Annotated in this window: 14 protein-coding genes; 10 read left to right on the top strand and 4 right to left on the bottom strand. The window is 33.7% G+C overall.

The genetic code is table 11. The features are described 5' to 3' along the window. Position 1: 1 nt before the first annotated feature. Complete coding sequence (locus AVL50_RS01880; RefSeq protein ID WP_062614780.1) at positions 2–1,051, bottom strand: type III polyketide synthase; 1,050 nt, start codon at positions 1,049–1,051, stop codon at positions 2–4. A gap of 109 nt (positions 1,052–1,160) precedes the next feature. Continuing rightward, complete coding sequence (locus tag AVL50_RS01875; RefSeq protein WP_062614779.1) at positions 1,161–2,060, bottom strand: UbiA family prenyltransferase; 900 nt, start codon at positions 2,058–2,060, stop codon at positions 1,161–1,163. Positions 2,061–2,200: 140 nt separating this feature from the next. Here AVL50_RS01875 and AVL50_RS01870 point away from each other — a divergent pair, with 140 nt between their 5' ends. The 3 genes from AVL50_RS01870 to AVL50_RS01860 all read left to right on the top strand — a co-directional run bounded on the left by AVL50_RS01870 (position 2,201) and on the right by AVL50_RS01860 (position 3,701). Beyond that, a complete protein-coding gene (locus AVL50_RS01870) occupies positions 2,201–2,794 on the top strand; it encodes a YtfJ family protein (protein ID WP_062614778.1) in 594 nt (197 codons plus the stop codon). A gap of 106 nt (positions 2,795–2,900) precedes the next feature. Next, entirely contained in the window at positions 2,901–3,446 is a 546-nt protein-coding gene (locus tag AVL50_RS01865) for a sigma-70 family RNA polymerase sigma factor (protein ID WP_062614777.1), read from the top strand. Positions 3,447–3,458: 12 nt separating this feature from the next. After that, a complete protein-coding gene (locus tag AVL50_RS01860) occupies positions 3,459–3,701 on the top strand; it encodes a hypothetical protein (protein WP_062614776.1) in 243 nt (80 codons plus the stop codon). A gap of 165 nt (positions 3,702–3,866) precedes the next feature. On the opposite strand, the gene AVL50_RS01855 is transcribed toward AVL50_RS01860, so the two are convergent. After that, a complete protein-coding gene (locus tag AVL50_RS01855; RefSeq protein ID WP_062614775.1) occupies positions 3,867–4,121 on the bottom strand; it encodes a hypothetical protein in 255 nt (84 codons plus the stop codon). A 221-nt stretch (positions 4,122–4,342) separates the two neighbouring features. On the opposite strand from AVL50_RS01855, the gene AVL50_RS01850 reads away from it, so the two are divergent. The 7 genes from AVL50_RS01850 to AVL50_RS01820 all read left to right on the top strand — a co-directional run bounded on the left by AVL50_RS01850 (position 4,343) and on the right by AVL50_RS01820 (position 16,916). Next, entirely contained in the window at positions 4,343–8,644 is a 4,302-nt protein-coding gene (locus AVL50_RS01850; RefSeq protein WP_062614774.1) for a T9SS type A sorting domain-containing protein, read from the top strand. 53 nt (positions 8,645–8,697) lie between these two features. Then, entirely contained in the window at positions 8,698–10,875 is a 2,178-nt protein-coding gene (locus AVL50_RS01845) for an IPT/TIG domain-containing protein (protein ID WP_062614773.1), read from the top strand. 332 nt (positions 10,876–11,207) lie between these two features. Continuing rightward, positions 11,208–12,824: an ABC-F family ATP-binding cassette domain-containing protein gene (locus tag AVL50_RS01840; protein WP_062614772.1), complete on the top strand. Its 1,617-nt coding sequence runs from the start codon at positions 11,208–11,210 to the stop codon at positions 12,822–12,824. 166 nt (positions 12,825–12,990) lie between these two features. Then, positions 12,991–13,890, top strand: a complete 900-nt coding sequence (locus AVL50_RS01835) for a hypothetical protein (protein ID WP_157491100.1) — start codon at positions 12,991–12,993, stop codon at positions 13,888–13,890. A gap of 153 nt (positions 13,891–14,043) precedes the next feature. Next, positions 14,044–14,880: a hypothetical protein gene (locus AVL50_RS01830; RefSeq protein WP_157491099.1), complete on the top strand. Its 837-nt coding sequence runs from the start codon at positions 14,044–14,046 to the stop codon at positions 14,878–14,880. A 171-nt stretch (positions 14,881–15,051) separates the two neighbouring features. Beyond that, positions 15,052–15,909 carry a hypothetical protein gene (locus AVL50_RS01825; protein WP_157491098.1) on the top strand — a complete coding sequence of 286 codons (858 nt, stop codon included), beginning with the start codon at positions 15,052–15,054 and terminating at the stop codon, positions 15,907–15,909. A gap of 53 nt (positions 15,910–15,962) precedes the next feature. Further along, a complete protein-coding gene (locus AVL50_RS01820) occupies positions 15,963–16,916 on the top strand; it encodes an AraC family transcriptional regulator (protein WP_062614768.1) in 954 nt (317 codons plus the stop codon). Between the two features lie 63 nt (positions 16,917–16,979). Here the strand turns inward: AVL50_RS01820 and AVL50_RS01815 are convergent, their stop codons facing one another. Further along, on the bottom strand, positions 16,980–19,331 hold the full coding sequence (locus AVL50_RS01815) for an arylsulfatase (protein WP_062614767.1): 2,352 nt from the start codon (positions 19,329–19,331) through the stop codon (positions 16,980–16,982). Positions 19,332–19,521 lie beyond the last annotated feature (190 nt).

The following is a 19,521-nucleotide window of genomic DNA, read 5'->3' as shown; positions in this document are numbered from 1 at the left end:
TTTAAAGTTTGTTTAGTGTCATGGCTTCCATTGTCAAACCGGGCCCGAAGCCAGCAGAAAAAACAGGTCCTTTTTTATTACTTTTTGCCATTAGTTTTAAGACAAATAAAATAGTAGCGGAAGACATATTTCCATGCTCTGCTAAGATGTCATAAGAAGCTTGCATTGCCTCTTTAGGGAGTTCCAATACATTGCCGATGGCCTTCAGAATCCTTACACCTCCTGGATGAAAAGCCCATTGCAAGGTATCTACTTCAAGTCCGGTTTGATAAACAACATCTGACAGCATATTGGCAATCTCACTTTCAATAAGTTTAGGAATATAATTACTCAATCTCATCTGAAAACCTGTTTTACTTAGTTTCCAAGCCATGTCCTGTTCGCCGCTTAAAAGAAGTTTGGAGAAAAATGAACCCACTTCATACTGTGATTCAATAGTATCATCATTTGACATGTAAACTGCCGCCGCACCGTCAGCAAACAAGGTATTAGCAAGGATATTGTCATCATCTTTTTCATTTTGAAAATGAATAGAGCAGAGCTCCACATCAACAATCAATACCTTTGCGTTTGGGTTGCTCTTGCAGATTTGATCACCGATTCTTAATGCATGAAAGGCAGCATAACAACCCATAAAGTTGACCGTAGTTCGTGTGAGATTGGAAGGTAAATCAAGTTCTTTCATCAAAGCAATTTCAAGGCCTGGTGCTGATAACCCTGTGCAAGAGACTGTCACAATATGTGTAATACTTTGAAGCGTACTATCAGAAATACAGTTTCTGACAGCTTCTACTCCTAATTTCAATGCTTCTTGATCAAAAAGCATCATTCTATTTTCAATGTCAGGCGCTTCGTCTTTCAAAAAGTAATGATATAAATTATTGATGACAGAATGCCTTGTATTAATACCACTATTATTGGCAACTAAGGACATTAATTTCTTCTCTCTATGATCCTCTTCTGATAAAGTGGATTGCATAAATTCCAAAATGTCTTTTTGATTGTATTTGTTATTTGGTACTGCCGTAGCAATTTGATGGATATAGGTCATTTTTATTGTTTAAGAGTTTTGAGAGAAGATATTAACGAGTGTTTTTTTTAAATTCTAAATTAAGTGCTTGCCAAAATTAATTTTGTCTTGGTACTTATCTATTTAGTTGTTAGAACAAAGAAAAGTCAAGATGGTTTTGAATTGCAAAAAATATGTAGCAAAAGTTCATACAAACCGCAGAAATATTATTCATACGCATTAAGTTATGGAAACTTGCTTCTTTTTCATTTTTAAAAGTCTTAATCATCCAAATTTGAAACCAAGCTAAAAGTGGCAACAAGAAGAGGATGTACGTAAGGAATGAGCCGTGTTGTAGGACTTCAAAATAATAGAATAATATTCCTCCTGCTAATCCGAAAAGAACCATACCAAAATAAAAGGTGCCTTTTATGCCCAGCATCATACTAATACTGAGATCACCACTGTCCGCATCTTGTTTGTGCTGGTAGATTTGAGACATTGGATAGGCGCCACCAATCATAAAAGAGGTAGCGATGGCAGGGAATATCAAATCAGACTGCAAAAAGGTATTCATGGATGAACTGATACCTTCACTCACCATCCAAAAAGTTACAAATCCCTGAAAGATGAAAACGGTAAGAAAGCCGGGAATAGGATATTTTTTTAATCGGATCCCTTTGTAACTATAGGCTCTCGACATCAAAATATAGGCAATCATCAAGGTGGTGAATGTATTGTTCAGAAAAAATAATGAAACATTTACCGCAATGAAATCCATGGCCAAAGTACACCAGAAAAGGAGATTACTAGGCAATGGAGGCTTTTCAATACCGCCTATACTTTCAGTGTCTCGGTCCATAAAACTGTTGTATCCGTTGCTTGCCGGATAGACTAAAAGATGTAATACTAAAAAAACTATTAATGCATTGACCCAATCAATTTCCTCTGTTTGGCTTACAGCAAAAAAATAAACAGGCATTAAGTAGATTGAAAAAGGGATTCTTAGAAGAATAATAGTGTTTTTAATTGTTTGTTGGTCAAATTTCATAATAATTTGTATTCTTTAAACGCTCAGAAAACAAGTGTTTTAACTGCGTTTCGACTTTGTTATAAGTTATAACATATAAATGCAATAAAAAACAATTCTGCATTTTGATTGTTTGTTTAACATCGGTTTATTTTTCAAAGATGAAGTATTTTACATTTTTAGTCTTTTTTTTATTGGCAAATTCTCTTCTCGCTCAGGATAATGAAAGCCAACGTTTTTTACAGAGAGGAGATACTATTTTTCCAATAGAACTGAGGGACTTGAAAAATAAACCCTATGTCACTCCTGGTATTGGAGAAAAGGTATTATTGATTTTCTACCCTGATCCAGACAATCCTCATCAAAACGATGAGTTTGTCACTGAGAGTAAGCAGTGGAAATTTCCGCTGGATGAATTTTTGGCCTATGGTATTGTTAATCTGAAAGATACACCTTTACCCAATCCAATCATCAGGTTTATGTTGAGGATGCTTCGGAAAAGGTCCAAACGAGAGGCCAATGCCTTAGTTTTGACAGACCCGAAAGGTACTTTACAAAAAGAATGGAATACCGGAGATTGTAATAATGCCATTACGATCTTATTAGTGGACAAAACAGGGGAAGTGCTCTTTTTTAAAGCAGGCAAACTGACGAAAGAGGAAACGAACTTTGTCATTAAAGAAATTTGTGATCATCTGACAACATGCCACAAAATGACACCCGAAGAAATGAAGGAGTTTGAGTTGGATGATTAAACTTTAGAAAGCAGAATAAAATGATAACTGAAAAGAAATTTTGTATTAAAGGAAAAGAAAGTGCAATATTAGAACTTGAACTTTTTATTACTTAAACCATTTATTTATGAATACTGTTGACAATGTCACTGAATGGGTAAATGAGTATTCAGATGAATTGTACGCTTGGGCACTCAAAAGAACACAAAATGTACATTTGTCGGAAGACTTGGTGCAAGATACTTTTGTGGCCGCTTATCAGTCAATCGAGCGCTACAAGGGAGAGAGTTCTCCAAAGACTTGGCTTCATTCTATTTTGAAACATAAAATGATGGATCATTTCAGAAAGGAGAAAGTGAAGGAGAAATATGAAAACCAATCGGCGTTTTTCCAGAAAAATGAATCGTGGGATAAACACAACAACCCAACACTTTGGTCATCAATGGATGTTACCTTATTGGATAACCCAGGTTTTAATGAGGCTTTTGCATCTTGTTTGGAAAAATTACCTCAGAAATGGAAAACGGCAGTAGTGGGGAAATACCTCACCGATAAAAAAGCAGGTGACATTTGTAAGGAACTTTCTATTACGACGTCAAATTATTGGCAGATCGTTCACCGCGCGAAGTTAAATTTAAGAAATTGTATTGAACACAATTGGTTCCAAGATTAACCCTGAAGAATTATGTTGATATCTTGCAAAAAAGCCACTGAATTAATAGAGAAGAAAGACATCTTCGGCCTTACAAAAAAGGAAAAGTTTTCACTTGATGTACATGTGTTTTTATGTGCAAAGTGTAAAAAATACCAACGTCTTTCAGAAGAGTTGGATCATACTTTAAGGCATTTTTTTGAAGCTAAAACAGATGAAGAATTAAAGCTTTCTGACGAGAAAAAGGGAGAAATCAAAGACGCCCTAAAAAAATAATTATTTTTTTTGTAAGGTTTTTTATTGTCAAACGACTAATAAGTGAAATTTAAAAATGGAAATAATTAATAATAACTCATATACGAAATATACATACCTAATTATCAATCAAAAATAGGCTACACTTTATTAAAGGTAGCCTTATTTTTTTATCGCATATTTCTTTTAGCTTTTGTCTTCTTTTGCTAGAAGGTAAGCGCCCGCATGAAGCATTTCATAAATCACATAATAATAACCTCCTAACGGATGGTCTTCATCATATTTGTCAGCTTCATTAAGCATTTCAAAAGCCGCCTCAATTACTCTTTCCCTATATTTTCCTGAGATATATTCTTTTGCAATCTTTGCGGCTGCTTCGTGTTCTGATTCCTTTGAAAGGTCTTTGTACTTTTTGAGAAGTACGGTGATTTGATCATTCATGGTGCAAAGGTAGAGTTAATATTATTCTTATCAAATTGGTATTTAACTACGAAATACTTTAGATTTGAATTAAAATAATGCTTTTGGGTATTTACAAAATTCTTCAATTTTTAACTTCATCAAGTAGTCTATATTACTGCATTTGAACTTCTTGAAAATTAAGCTATAAAACACTGAATAGTATCACCTTTTATTTAACTAAACAACAACTTTAACTAAATATGCGTAGCAAACTATTACTGTTATTTTACTTTGTAGTATTGTCTTCTTTAGCTCAGGCTGAGGAATTTTCACATGGTGTACCCATTCTACAATACGAGGCACTCATAGAATTTTATGATAGTCTAGGAGGAGATTATTGGAAAAGAAACGAGAATTGGAAATCAGATCTTGACGTATCAGAGTGGTATGGAGTAGAACTGTCAACTTTTATAGGAGAAAATGGTGAATCTTATCAAGCAGTATCCACAATAGCGTTCTATTCTAATAATGTTAGAGGTCATATCCCTTCTTCAATAGCTGATATCAAAACTCTTCATAACTTAACTCTTCAGAGAAATGATATTTTTTCTATTCCAAAATCAATTTATACGATTGAAGGTTTATATTCTTTAAACCTATATGGAAATAGGATCAGCTATCTTCCTGAAATGCAAACAGGGCAATGGGCTTATTTAGAACGGCTAGATTTACAAAATAACCTTTTATCATTTGAAGATTATGATAATATACACCTTTCAAATATTGATGAACGTGAGGATATTAAATTATATTCTATCTATGATGACTTTAATGAAGAAAGGGCTTTGTTTGCTACTTATGACATTGTCAATAAGCAAATAACACTTTCTTCAAAAATTGGAGGAGAAAATTCACAATACAAGTGGTATAAAAATGGTCAGTTAATTGAGTTAGCTACTGAAAGTATCACTTACAACTATGAGGAAAATTTAGGAGTAGATTATTATTGTGAGATATCCAACAGTGATTATGGCGTGGTGCTTACCACCAAGAAGCATAAACAAAGATTGCCTTATAAAATTACTCTCACAACTACAATTGATATTCAAAACTTAATAGACCCATATTTTTATGTATCTGGTCCTTTTGAAGATCCTTTTGTAAGAATGGAAAAAACAGACAATGGTTATGAGTGTTGGGTTGAACCCACTTTTGATAATTTTGATATTGCTTTTATGTATTTCAAGGATAATTATCGAAGAGAAATATCCCAATTTTTAACTGTAAGTACTTCTTCATCATCTTTTTCTTCAGATAATTTTGAATGGAACAATTCTAACGAAAACAAACTAAATGTACCTCCTTTGGAATTGAGAGCATGGGATAAACTTAGAGCTAGCTCATCAGGAGATTTGAACAAAGATTTAGGTAGAGAATATCTTAATGATAATTTTGAGGAAAAAGACATTTATGGTCATGAGTACACAAAAACAGATAACCTTAAACTGCCAATAGGGGGGAAAGTTTCCTATTTGGTATTAGGTGACTATATTAAATACTTGCCACATCTAAAAACAGTTAATTTATCTTCTTTAGCGTTAGGAGACATTGATGGAAATGCTTTTGAGACTTTATCTAAATTAGAATCAATAACATTTACAGATATAACATTTAATGGTAACTGTATTCAGAAATTACCTGCTCTGCCGTCTTTACAGAGTTTAACATTTGACGGTGCTGACGGATCAACATTCCTAAGTAATAAGTTAACTCACCTTGAAAATCTAGAAACACTCAACATCTGGAATTCTAGGATAGGAAGTATTGAGGGTGATTTGCCAAAGTCATTGAAAAACTTGATCATCAATAATTCTACGGTAGAAAACTATAGTTTTTTAGAAAATGCAGTAGAGCTGACAAAATTATCATTGTTGCATCAAAATCTTACGGAAATACCGAAAGAGACTTATAAAATGCCAGAATTGTACTATTTCGATGTATCTTATAATGCCTTGGACTTAAAAGATTATGAAACTTTTGTTGCAAATTCTGAAAAAGATGTCAATAGGATTTTAATTACGATGAGTAATCAGAAAAATCTTTCAGGAGCTATCAGCTATAAGTTTGATTATGACAGTTTACATTTAATTGCTATCGTAGATCCAAAGTTTGCTGACCCGGATAAAACGATGTATTCATGGAGAACAGCTAAAAGTAGTTATTTTAGAGCAACTACAGATACAAACATGGTAAGAATACCTATGAATGTAGTCAACTCAGGCTATGATCTTAGTGTATCTTTACACCATAAATACAGAACGAATATTGTAGTGGCTTCTGAAGATGAGAAAATGAGAATTCCCCAAGTAATTGTGGGTCTTCCTGCTAATGAATTTACGAATGATCTTGGTGAACTTAAGTTAAGCGGAGATTTTGATGCAAGTGTTGTCAAAGGAGAATATGATGAAAAAACGAATCATTATTACTTCCGCTATTCAACTTTAAAACAAACGGATACTTATAGTTTTGTGCTGTACCTTGATCAAAACACAATCAAGGAAGAAGTCAATCAAGAAGGAAATCTTTTTGAAAGATTTCTAATAAAAGAGGGTGTGTCAAATAGTGATACTGTTTTTGTGGGACCTATTCAAGGCTGGTCTGATACACTTACATATGTTGGTGATTTGCATTTATCTTCTTACCGTAGACTAAAACGATTATACTCTCATTTTGGCTTATCAGAATATTCTATTTTTGATAATTGGTTCTCAAAGGAAGACCTGAGTAATTGGACAGCCCTTGAGTTTACAGACTTTGAAGGAGGTGATGGAAGAATTTACAAAGATGTTTATGGAATTGGATTTAATTCTTTGCCAGAAAACTATGACAAATTTCACGGTGATTTGCCTTCATTTATCGCTGATTTTAATCATTTACATCATTTACATATGTCTTATCAATCGATTACTGACATATCTCCAGTTATTACTCATAAATTAAGTTCTTATCAGATAAATTTGTACAGATGTAAGATAAAGCCTTCGACCTATAAACGTATTTATGAAGAGAATCAGGACCTCCCTTTTTTTGACGCTATTAGTTTCAGAGGTCAGAGAGGGGATTGGGAAGAGTATAATATTCGAAAAAATAGTCCAGACTCTACATTTGTTTATTCAGTAAGTGATCAATTAGATATTGATGAGGAATCTTTTGAATATTACTGGGATTACTTCCCTTCATTATCATCTGAGTATAATAAGTCTATTGAAAAGAGTAACGCTAACATTGGGGAGGCTTTTAGTTTTAATGTTAAACATACAAAGTCAGATAGATATTATTACACTCTTCCAAGGGTATTACATAACGGGATTGAAAAAACTATAATTATTCCAAGATCAGTAATGGACCCTGATACCTTGTTTGCTGAAGGAATCATTAATGAAGGAGCCATTCCTTTGGCCTATGATAAAGCACATAACAATTGGTATTTCTCAATACCTGAATATGTAAAACAGTCAGAAATTCTATTTGTGACCAAAAAGGACAACAACGCTTCCTACGAATTAAATGAGAATAATACATACAATATCAGAACAATTGATTTGACTGTTGATAAAGATACGTTGTATTTAGAAAGTCTTAATTCTTTCTCTGAGCCTATTTTTACAGATTATATGCCAGTACTTGAATATGCTTACTGTCAAACATTGATGGAGGAACTTGGGAGCGATAACCTTGAAAATCTATTTAAATATTCAAACACAGCTTTATATGTAAACCGACATGAATATGTTATTAATAACCAGAAGTATCTTTTTACTTTTTCAATTAATGATAACGATGGAAAACTCAAACGAATTCCTGAAGGTATAAAATATTGTGTGAGGTTAGAAACGATTACATCTAGGTATTCTAAATTAAAAGAAATACCACCTCTTCTTGCTACTTACAACAACCTGACAAATATTGATTTTTATAGAAATAAACTCACTTTTTATGAATTAAATAAGTTGAATGCAAGGCATGTAAATAGCTCAATAAAAGAGATGCAGTTGGACGGTGAAGCCTTTCATCTTATTCAAGTGGGTGATACTATAAAAATTGAGGAAGGGTATCAATTCGACCCTAAAACAATTTTCAGATGGAAATACGAAATAGGTTCTTCCACTTTGAGAATAATTGAGACCCAAACGCCTTACGTTGTTCTTGATAAAAATGAAATAACAACAGAGCATTCTCATTATTTATCTCTCAAGTTACTAAATGAGGATAACTTATCCATTCAATTAAAATCTGATCGACTGCGTTTAGAGAAAGATATTGTAAATGATGTCGAAAGGTCTTTATTTTCCACTTTTTCACCTTTTCCAAACCCATTCAAGGATCGCATATCAATCGATCCACATTTTAAGGTGATTGATATCTATACTGTTAATGGACAGCTTGTATATTCTTCTAAAAATTACAGTTCAATTGATCTGAGCCACCTTCAAAGAGGTGTTTATTTCCTTAAAGCAACAAGTGACAACGTGACTAAACAATATAAAATAATAAAAAAATAATGCTGACATTTTTATCAAAACAGTCCACCAGAAGGTTTCTCTTTTTTATACTTATGGTTATTATTTTTTCATGTTCGAGAGATGAAAATGAAATATTAGAAGAAGAGAAAGAAGAAGATAAGGCTGAGGAAGTTATTCCTACAAATTTTAAACATTATGGTATTAATCGTATATCAAAAGATACGGTTCATGTATTATTCGAAATAAATGATGAGTTTCAAAGTGAAGTAAAGGAAGTAGGGGTGCTTTTTTCTCAGGATAAAAATTTTAATATAGAAGAAAGCTTAAAAGTGACACTTGATACCACTTCTGGTTACCCAGTTCAAATGTATATGTTGAGCAAAAAACATGATTTTGTAATGGATAATGAGATCTATTCTTTAGGTTTCGTGAGAACTGATAAACAAGTTTATTATACAGATACAATTGTCAATCCCTATCGAGCTATTTATTTTTCAGAGATAGAGAGTTTAAATAAATCATCTTATAGCTGGGGAGATTCTTTAGAGGTAAATTATAAAGCAGGGTTAGATGAAATAGTATTGATGAGAGGAAATAAGTTTTTCGATCGCGATATAGACCATGAAGGTAAATACCAGGGAATTATGGAGACAGATGAAATAGATCAAACAGGTTCATATTTCTACTTGCTTAATGGAGGTATGTATGAATCGAATAGGGTGTATTTTGATTATAATAAGCCTGAGGTCTTTTCATTTTCCCCAGAGAAAATTTATGGAGGAGAGACGGTAATAATAGAAGGTAAAAATTTCGGAACCAAAAACCGTACGACAAAACTTTTTGCAAATAACAAAGAAATCTCAGATGAGTACAAGATTAAACAAACTAATACTAGGATTGAGTGTATCATACCTGGAAGGATTGATGAAAGGTTTTTACAACTGAAATTAGTAGTACATGGCCATGAATTTTTATTGGGAGAACCGTATGAAATTCCTTATGTGAAAATTGATTCGTTGTCATTATCTACGCTTACAGAACAAGGATATTCGGTTTCTATTTATGGAAAAGGTTTGGTTAATAATAGCGAAAATAAGATACGTCTTTTTGTAAATGACGAGGAAGTACCGGAAAATTTTTATGCTGTGGACTATTCAGTAGAGAGGATTCGTTTTGATTATAAAGATTATCTGATAGGGGATAAAAACCGTTATCTGAATATTCCAGAAAGAGATTTAAAGATAAAGGTGAAGAGAAATGAAACTTATTCTAATGAATTTACAATTCCATTTAGGCATAAAGGATACTTTACTAAAATGAAAGATTTTCCTGGTGAAGCAAGGTGGGGTGGAGTTGCTTTTGCTGTCAATGGGAAAGGTTATTTTGGTTTGGGGGCTACTTCAAAGAAAAGCGGTTTTAAAAAGGATATTTGGGAATATGATCCAACAGCAGATACTTGGACAAAGAAAACAGACTTCCCAGCAGAAGGCAGGACTAGAGCTTCTGAATTTACGATTGGAGATAAAGCTTATTTAGGTTTGGGCACACATGATTTCTATATGTTTAATGATATACCGAATGATAGAGATAAGAACTTTAATGATTTTTACGAATATGATCCTGCATCAAATACATGGAAAGAAATGACCAACTACCCAGGACATCCAGCTTACTCAGTAAGTGCTTATTCAGACGAAAGTAGAAAACTGGGTTTTCTCGCTTATGGTTTAAGAGGTGTAAAAACGAATAGTACTGTTCTCAACGATCATCAGAATAATGAAGCGTGGGTTTATCATCAGTCGACAGATACATGGGAAGTGATGTCACTTTTAAATGATAGAACAGTTGGTAACAGTGGGCCTTCATTAAACTATTTAGGTATGCAAATGGCTGTTATTGATCGAAGACATATTATTCCTCTAAGAGCAGGTGGTGCACTTAGTGAAAAAAACGATGATAACATTTATTTTGGATTAACTGCTCGCTATACAGGTTTTCATGGAGCTTCAGTAGTAATGAATAATAATATGTACGGTTTTTTTGGCAACTCTTCTACTACTTACGAACCCACAAATTCATTTGGGTTGATGTATGATGGTGATACTCATAAATCAGATAAAAAAACGACTGAGATGATAGAACATGGAATGGGAATCACAGCTTTTACTATTGATGGCAAAATATATATTTTGGGTGGATGTGTAATGAGTGAAAATAATGTAGAAGTGACCAACGAGGTCTGGTGTTATGATCCTCATGGATTAGACTAAGAGCATGTTTGATATATATATATTAGAAGTGAAAGTTTTCCTTTTTAGCTTGTGAGGAAATTTATTTCTTAGAGAATGATAATTCTATTTTAGAAAAAATTAATAAACTCACATTCTGAAGGGTAATTTTACTTAAATAGATATTTAAAACATGCTCAAAATACAGATAGCTCCCGTGAATATATTGACTTTCATTGGAGCTATTGTTTTATTTTTATCACTTACTGCAAGAAATTTTCCCCACATTCAGAAGTATTTATACCATCTCTTTGTACTACTTAAAACATTCCCATACTTTTGCACCATAATTTAGAAATACTCATAACAATATAATGATTACAGTTTCAAACTTAGGAGTACAATTTGGTAAGCGTGTGCTCTTCCAAGACGTAAACCTTAAATTCACAGAAGGTAACTGCTACGGCATCATCGGAGCGAACGGCGCAGGTAAATCTACTTTCATGAAAACACTTTATGGTGCACAAGACCCAACAAGAGGTAGTGTGTCTATCGGTAAAGGTGAAAGACTTTCTGTATTAAAGCAGGATCACCACGAGTTCGACGAATGTACTGTGCTTGACACTGTAATGATGGGTCATGATGAATTATGGGCGATCAAAAAAGAGCAAGAAGAACTTTATGCTAAAGAGGACTTCAATGAGCAAGATGGTATCCGTATTTCAGAATTGACTGAGCGTTTTGAGGATCTTGATGGATGGAATGCAGAGTCTGATGCAGCCAACTTATTGAGTGGTTTGTTTATCTCAGAAGATTTGCATTACTCTACAATGGCTAACTTAAGCGGTAAGCAAAAAGTACGTGTTCTTTTGGCACAAGCTTTATTTGGTAAGCCAGATAACTTATTACTTGATGAGCCTACCAACGACTTGGACCAGGAAACAATCTCATGGTTAGAAGATTACTTGGCCAACTTTGACAGAACGGTATTGGTAATTTCCCATGACCGTCACTTCTTGGATTCAATCTGTACACAAATTGTAGATATTGACTTCCAAAAGATTTCATTGTTCTCTGGTAACTACTCATTCTGGTACCAATCATCACAATTAGCATCGCGTCAGCAAGCACAGCAAAACAAGAAAGCTGAAGAGAAAATCAAAGAATTGAAAGAATTCATTGCTCGTTTCTCTGCTAACGCCGCTAAATCTAAGCAAACAACTTCTCGTAAGAAGATGTTGGAGAAATTGAACGTTGAAGAAATTCAGCCTTCATCAAGAAAATACCCTGGTATTATCTTCACTCCAGAAAGACAAGCAGGTAACAACATTTTAGAAGTAGAAGGCTTAACGAAGTCAATTGACGGCGATGTAGTTTTCAAAGATGTTGAATTCAATATGCAGAAAGATGATAAAATCGTTTTCATTTCTAGAGACCCTAGAGCGATGACGGCTTTATTTGAAATCTTAAATGAGAACGACACTGATTACGAAGGTGAATTCAAGTGGGGTGTAACAATCACAACAGCTTATTTACCATTGGAGCACGGTGAATTCTTCCAAAACGACTTGAACCTTGTAGATTGGTTAGGTCAATATTCACACGATACTTCAGAAGCATTTATCAGAGGTTACTTAGGTAAAATGTTATTCTCAGGTGAGGAGATCTTCAAGCAATCATCAGTACTTTCAGGTGGTGAAAAAATGCGTTGTATGATGTCAAAAATGATGTTATCAGATGCAAACTGCTTGATCTTAGATTCACCAACCAACCACTTGGACTTAGAGTCGATTCAAGCATTGAACAACTCATTGATCAAATTCCCTGGTAATATCTTAATGTCATCACATGACCACGAGGTAATCCACACAGTTTGTAACAGAGTAATCGAGTTAACGCCAAACGGTATCATCGACAGACACATGCCGTATGACGAGTACATCAACTCTGATCAAATCAAAGAATTAAGAGAGAAATTATATGCAAAGTAGCATTTAATCATAGATCTTTAAAAAGCATCAAGGAGGCTCGTCCACTTTGATGCTTTTTTATTGTGAAATATCTTTTTCAAAAGGTGAAGATTTTTGCAATATGAAAAAAATGTTTACTACATTTGTCTCACTACCTGCGCATTCTTAAAACTAAATCTTTTTTAAGATGCGAACTTATTGTTTTACTATTGCAATGCTATTCTTTTCAATACCTGCCTTAGCACAGCTTATCGAAATTGAAGAAGGGAAGAAGTATGGCATAATAACTTTTTCAACTACAGCTAATAATTATCCTTCTGATAATTATTTCTGTAATGAAATGTATATTCCTTTTTATAATTATTATCAATCTACTACCTGTTATCGGAATTACCCGGATAATTATTTCACGCTAGAAGAGATAGAGGCTACAACAGTTGCGTCTCCTGTTAAAATTGATTTTTCGCCCAATAAAATACCCTTTGAAGAAGATGGTTATACGACATCAGCTGATCGGCTCATTTATGTATATGGTTATACAAATGATGGAAGTGGTAATAAAGTATATCCAACTGAAGTGAATATTGTATTGAAATATTACAATTGGGTTCTAGGTTATGATGGTGATGGCAACCCTATTGTAGATGGTTCTTCTTTTAAACTATATAATTTTTTCAGTGATGATAAACTTTTAACACAATCCTTCAATTTATTGAGTTTTGAATATCATACATTGATCCCTTATGGTGCAGATCCTTATTATGATACAGGAGGGGTTACTGTAGCTGAAATTACGATAAGTAAGGATATTCAAGAGACAGAAATTAAGATAGATAAACCTCAAAAGGTAGGGGGGCTGATTTTTCCTCCCAACTTCTTTAATGATATCAAGCGAGAATATCATTGGGAATTAGTAGATGAATTTGGATTGGTGACTTGTATTAAAAATAGAAAGGTATTGTTGCTTTCTGAAGTAGAAAAGTACAAAAAGGTAAGAGTTGTGAGTCGTGATTTCGCTTCCAAGTACTATGAGGTCAAATCAAATTCCTTAGATATTTCAGAACTATTTCTGACAAGGTTGTTTTAAAATAGAAATAGGTATTAAAGTGAAGAAGTTATTTTGATACCTATTTTTAGTTTTTTGAGATAAAATACATAATTAATAGGGTAAAATAGTGAATATTTTGGTGGCTTCTTATTGATAATTTTGTTGGACTATTACAACAAAACCAATGATGAAATGAATACGCGAACTATCTATCTATTCAACCTTATATTACTCTTTATTTTGCCTATTTATAATGCAACTTCACAGATTACCATAGACACTAACATGAAGTATGGAAAAGTGAATTTTACAGTAGGACAGAATAACTACCCACCACAAAATGGAGCAAACATATGTCCAGACAAATTTCATTCATTGGGAAGAACAAGTAAAATTTGTTATTACCAGTATATAACTACAGCCTTCTCACTTGAAACAGTAAGAGCTACAGATATTAGGGATAAGGTTTACTTCACCAATCATTCGGTCAGCTTTGATGAAGATGGTTTTAGACCTGTAGGGAATAGTGATTTCCTTTTCCTTTATTATGATGGGCACACCCCTAAAATAAAATTAAATTATTATGAATGGTCAATTCAATCAACTACTGATAATTCGGGATATTTTGATAAATATAAAGTAGGAACCTTAAATAATTATGATTTAGACCTTTTGAGTATTGATGGATACATAATACTACCGAATGCAGCAGATAGAATGCATAATATTAATGAAATAATTTGTTTAAAGGTTTATTCTGGAAATTCAATTACAGAAGATCGTCCTAAGAAAGTGGGTTCATTGTTAAGAGTTCCTCAGTTTTTTATGGACACCAACCAAGAATATTACTGGGAGTTGAAGGACGCAAATGGTTTGGTTGCGATCATTGAAAAGAAAGAATACCTTTCCGAAGAAGAATATGCAAACTTTCATCAAATTAGGATCGTTTCTGAGAGTTTTTCTTCAAAGTTTTATATTCATGAAAATGAAGGAACATCTTATGCATTGAATGAAAAATTGAAGTATTAAGAAGGGAATAGAGTACATATAAAATAGAAACAGAAGCATTAAAGTAAGTATATTTTGATGCTTTTTTAATGGGTAAAATCGAACTGTTATAGGATAATTTTGAGTGATAGATGCAGTTCGTGAAAATGTATGTTTGGGTAAAGACTATCTATACATTTTAAAAAAAATGAAATGAAAACATATTGTATTCTATTACTCCTGCTATTCATAAAATTACATTCCTATGCTCAGTTTACAATAGAAGAAGGAATGCGCTATAATATTATTATTTTTTCTCCTACCAATGGAGGATATTCTCCTGACCCTAATGGTGCCCTTGTTTGTGGAGATAATTATATACCTTTTAATCCATCTGCAACATGTTTTATCGAATATCCCAATTATTATTTCACACTTGTTCGTTTCTCAGGTAAAAATGTAACATCCCCTTCAAAGATTTACTTTTCCCCTGAGGTGATAACTTTCGCAAGTAATGGTCTTGACTCTGACGATTATAGAATGGTCTACATTTATGAAATGAATGATAAAGTCAATAAGACTTATCCTACAGCAATAAACGTCAATATAAACTACTATGAATGGGAAATATTATACCAATCGAATACAAAACCCACAATAAAGAATAATTTTTTTGAGTTGTATAATCCTTCGGGTACAACTTACAATTACACTTATAACTTACTAGCATTGGATGGCTATAATAAAATTCCTGTCAGAGGAAATTATTCTACAGTTGAGGAATTGGTGATAGCAAAACCTTCTTTCCCTGAGGGTACAATTAGAAATGCAAGACCCAGTATAAAAACTGGAAAAATAATGCACCCGCCCAAATTCTTTATAGATACTGATCAAGAGTATTATTGGGAATTAACAGATCAATTTGGAGTTTGTAAAAGGATTAGTAATAGAAAAACTTTGACATTTTTTGAATATGAAAAATATGATAAGGTAAGAATCTTGAATAAGCGTTTTGCTTCCCAGTTCTATTATCTCAATGAGATTAATGCAGTTCCTTTGACACAGAATTGAATATCGATTAAATTAGTCTTTGAATTAAATATAAATTAAAGACCTCTTGAAATATGATAGTCAAAGGAGATGAATCAGATCCGCTTTTGTTTTTTAAACACCTTGCTGAAAAATTTAATGGACAGTGGAATGGAGAAGATTTTTCGTTTGATAACGAATTTGGGAAACTGAAATCGACCACTTTTGGCTATATGAACAGTCTTTACATTGGTATCACAGAATTGGAATTGACTGAGGAAATGACATTTGAGCATGATCCTATTTCAGACCGTCAGTTTGTGAGTATTCGAATTGGCAAGATTGGGGATTTCAAAAGTGAGCAATCACAAATCCAACAAAAAGACAGTATTTATATTTATAATAACCTTCAGAAGTTTAAGATTGTCTATCCGCCTAATACCAAAATGAGTTGGTTTTTTATTCGTTTTCCAAAAGATTTATATGATTTAATAGGAACGGATAAATCTTCTGATTTTTATCAATTAATTTCAAACCCCAAACCTTGGTTTTATTATAGTCCAATGCTTCTAGAGATCGAACTCTTAATCAATGAAGTGTATGATGTGTTGGAGGATTTGACAATTCGAAGAGGATTGTTCTTGGCAAAAGGGATTGAAACGATCACTAAATTGAGAGCACATGGTATTACCAATAAATTGAATAATGTAGTTTATGACATTCATCCAGATGATTTGGAAGTGATGCTTCAATTGAAAGATGAGATTTTGGCAGACTTTACAAAAATGCCGAATGTAATGGCATTAAGTGAAGCCAAAGGAATGAGTAAATCTAAACTTCAAAGGGGGTTTAAAAGCGTTTTTAAGATGCCAATCCTTCAATTTTTCAATCATCAAAGAGTCCTAGAAGGACAAAGAAGGATTAAGTCAACCAATCATGATTTTACACAAATTGCCATAGAACTAGGGTATACAGATCTATCTCATTTTAGTAGGGTTTACAAACAGTTTTTAGGGAAAAGACCTTCTGAAGAAGTGAGATCCACTTAAAGAAAAATAGCCTAAAACATAATGTCATAGGCTATTCAACTAACAATCTATTTAAAAATAATATTACTTCGATAGTGTTTTATACTCATCTACTAACTCTAGTGTCACACTCTTAAGTTGTCCTGTATATTTTGAGCTTTTTACTTTGTAATTATCTGTCACAGAGGTACCAGAATCCTTACCAACATCTAGTGTTTCATCCAGTGAGTAAAGATTGGCTACTGTTTTTTCAACTCTTCCTTTTCCAATTACTTTTCCATCAGCATAAAGTGTGATTGTAGCAGGTGTATATGGTTTTTGCTCATCCATAATCACTGTGGCTTTAATACTCTTTGTTCCGGCAGGAATTTTAGAAGTGGATTTGATCGAATATTTATCTACTGAGTTACAGTACTCATAATAAGCATTGCCACTTTTATCAACTCTAAGAACAAACCCTGCAAAACGTCCACCTTGAGTAATTAATACACCTTGGTCACCTCTTTTATACCCTTCTAGGTTGGCTTCTAATGAATGAGAGTTGAACTTTGTGAAAGGTGTGGCACCTTCCGGAATTCTTAATCCATTTGGATAGGTGAAAGTAGTTAATCCACTTGTAAGTGAAGGTCTGAATGTAGATCTGAAACGCTCGGTTCTTCTATCATCAATAGGTAATGCATTTCCTTTTGCTGCTTCAGCAAAGAACATATATTTCATATATTCTAATTTGGCAGGCATTTCTTTCGCTAAGTTTTTAGACTGAGAAAAATCGTCTTTCAAGTTATATAACTCCCATTCTAAGTCCGTCAATTCTTTTTCTTCAGCCGCTACATGCCATGGAATAGTACGTAAAGCACCAGCCCACCATCCGTCGTGGTAGATACCCATATTACCGAAGATTTCGAAATATTGAGTAGTATGTTCTTCTGGCGCTTTTTCATCATTAAATGAATATACTAATGATTCACCATCTAAATCTTCTTGATGAACACCATCAATTGTTTCAGGCATTTCGATACCGGCTAATTCCAAAATTGTTGGAGCAATATCTGTAACGTGTGAGAATTGTGTTCTTACTTCACCTTCTTCTTTAATCCCTTTAGGGTAAGAAATCGCCATTGCATTACGCACACCACCTAAGTGAGAGGCTACTTGTTTTGTCCATTGGTAAGGAGAATTTACAGCCCAAGCCCATGCAGCAGGCATGTGGTTGAAGTAGTCTTCTGTTCCTAAACGGTTAGATTTTACAGCCTCAACTTTATCTTCCCACTTTTCAGGAATACCGTTGAAGAATGCCATTTCGTTCAATAAACCTTCTTGACCACCTTCAGCAGAAGCACCGTTGTCACCAGCAATGTAGATAAATACTGTATTATCCAATTTACCCATTTCTTCCACTGCATCATAAAGACGCTTGATTTGAACATCGGTGTGCTCAGTAAACCCAGCAAACACTTCCATCATTCTTGCATAAACCATACGTTGTTCATCAGTCAATGAATCCCATGCTGGTAATGACTCAGGGCGTGGTGTCAATTTAGCATCTGCAGGAATAATACCTTTATCTTTCATATTATTGAAAGCTTGCTCACGATATACATCCCAACCTTGATCGAATTTACCTTTGTATTTTTCGATATATTCAGCAGGAGCTTGGTGTGGAGCGTGAACTGCACCAGGAGAGAAGTACACTAAGAAAGGCTTATCAGGAGCAACAGCATTTACAGACTGAATATAGTTGATTGCTTTGTCAGCCATGTCAGTCGTTAAGTGGTACTCAGAACCATCGGCATTAGTTTCAGGAGCAGTAATTCTCTTACGGTCTTCTACTAAGGCAGGGTGGAATTGATCAGTGTCTCCACCAAGGAAACCATAGAAATAATCAAAACCTAAATCATTTGGCCAACGGTCAAAAGGACCTGTAAAAGAAGCCTCCCAGTCTGGAACATTGTGGTTTTTACCATACCATGAAGTAGAATACCCTTTTTCTTGAAGTACTTTAGCGAAAGTACCCGTTTCTTTAGGCATTTTCATAGTATAACCGTCGTTACCAGTACCCAATTCCATGATCGCACCTGTTTCCGCCTTATGGTGGTTTCTACCCGATAATAATGCCGCTCTCGTTGGAGAACAAAGTGCAGTAGTATGGAATCTTGAATACGTCAAACCTTTATCTGCGATTTCATCAAAAGCAGGCGTTTCAATTTGACCACCCATATGACCCATTTGAGCATACCCAACGTCATCCAAAAGGATTAATACAATGTTGGGAGCGTCTTGTAAATTATTTTCTCTAAAGTTGAGTTGAGCAGGAGCTGAATCTTGTGACTCATGCACTGTAAGCCCTTTTACATTTTGTGCTTTTATACTAATTGGTAAAATTGATACCACTAGTAAAGCAGATAGTATTTTGTGTAATTTTCTACTTGTAAACATACTTTTTTGATTTGTTGATGTTACAAATGTAGAGGCCTGTAGGGTTGAAATGATAGCATATAAGATTCATTCATTGGTATAAAAGAGGCAAAATTATACAATGCAATTAGTGGTAAATCTAGATTAATGATTCAATACTATGCTTATTGTACAAGTTCCTCTACCATTTTTAATTATCTTGTAAACCTAA

The sequence above is a fragment of the Flammeovirga sp. SJP92 genome (assembly GCF_001583495.1).
Taxonomy (GTDB): Bacteria; Bacteroidota; Bacteroidia; order Cytophagales; family Flammeovirgaceae; genus Flammeovirga.
This window is presented reverse-complemented; position numbering and strand designations above follow the sequence as displayed.

Excerpts from the sequence above, each read along its gene's own strand:
- AVL50_RS01850 (WP_062614774.1), top strand. The coding sequence starts at position 4,343 with ATGCGTAGCAAACTATTACTGTTATTTTACTTTGTAGTATTGTCTTCT.
- AVL50_RS01825 (WP_157491098.1), top strand. The coding sequence starts at position 15,052 with ATGAAAACATATTGTATTCTATTACTCCTGCTATTCATAAAATTACAT.
- AVL50_RS01840 (WP_062614772.1), top strand. The coding sequence starts at position 11,208 with ATGATTACAGTTTCAAACTTAGGAGTACAATTTGGTAAGCGTGTGCTC.
- AVL50_RS01830 (WP_157491099.1), top strand. The coding sequence starts at position 14,044 with ATGAATACGCGAACTATCTATCTATTCAACCTTATATTACTCTTTATT.
- AVL50_RS01820 (WP_062614768.1), top strand. The coding sequence starts at position 15,963 with ATGATAGTCAAAGGAGATGAATCAGATCCGCTTTTGTTTTTTAAACAC.
- AVL50_RS01880 (WP_062614780.1), bottom strand. The coding sequence starts at position 1,051 with ATGACCTATATCCATCAAATTGCTACGGCAGTACCAAATAACAAATAC.
- AVL50_RS01815 (WP_062614767.1), bottom strand. The coding sequence starts at position 19,331 with ATGTTTACAAGTAGAAAATTACACAAAATACTATCTGCTTTACTAGTG.
- AVL50_RS01865 (WP_062614777.1), top strand. The coding sequence starts at position 2,901 with ATGAATACTGTTGACAATGTCACTGAATGGGTAAATGAGTATTCAGAT.
- AVL50_RS01870 (WP_062614778.1), top strand. The coding sequence starts at position 2,201 with ATGAAGTATTTTACATTTTTAGTCTTTTTTTTATTGGCAAATTCTCTT.
- AVL50_RS01860 (WP_062614776.1), top strand. The coding sequence starts at position 3,459 with ATGTTGATATCTTGCAAAAAAGCCACTGAATTAATAGAGAAGAAAGAC.
- AVL50_RS01875 (WP_062614779.1), bottom strand. The coding sequence starts at position 2,060 with ATGAAATTTGACCAACAAACAATTAAAAACACTATTATTCTTCTAAGA.
- AVL50_RS01855 (WP_062614775.1), bottom strand. The coding sequence starts at position 4,121 with ATGAATGATCAAATCACCGTACTTCTCAAAAAGTACAAAGACCTTTCA.
- AVL50_RS01835 (WP_157491100.1), top strand. The coding sequence starts at position 12,991 with ATGCGAACTTATTGTTTTACTATTGCAATGCTATTCTTTTCAATACCT.
- AVL50_RS01845 (WP_062614773.1), top strand. The coding sequence starts at position 8,698 with ATGGTTATTATTTTTTCATGTTCGAGAGATGAAAATGAAATATTAGAA.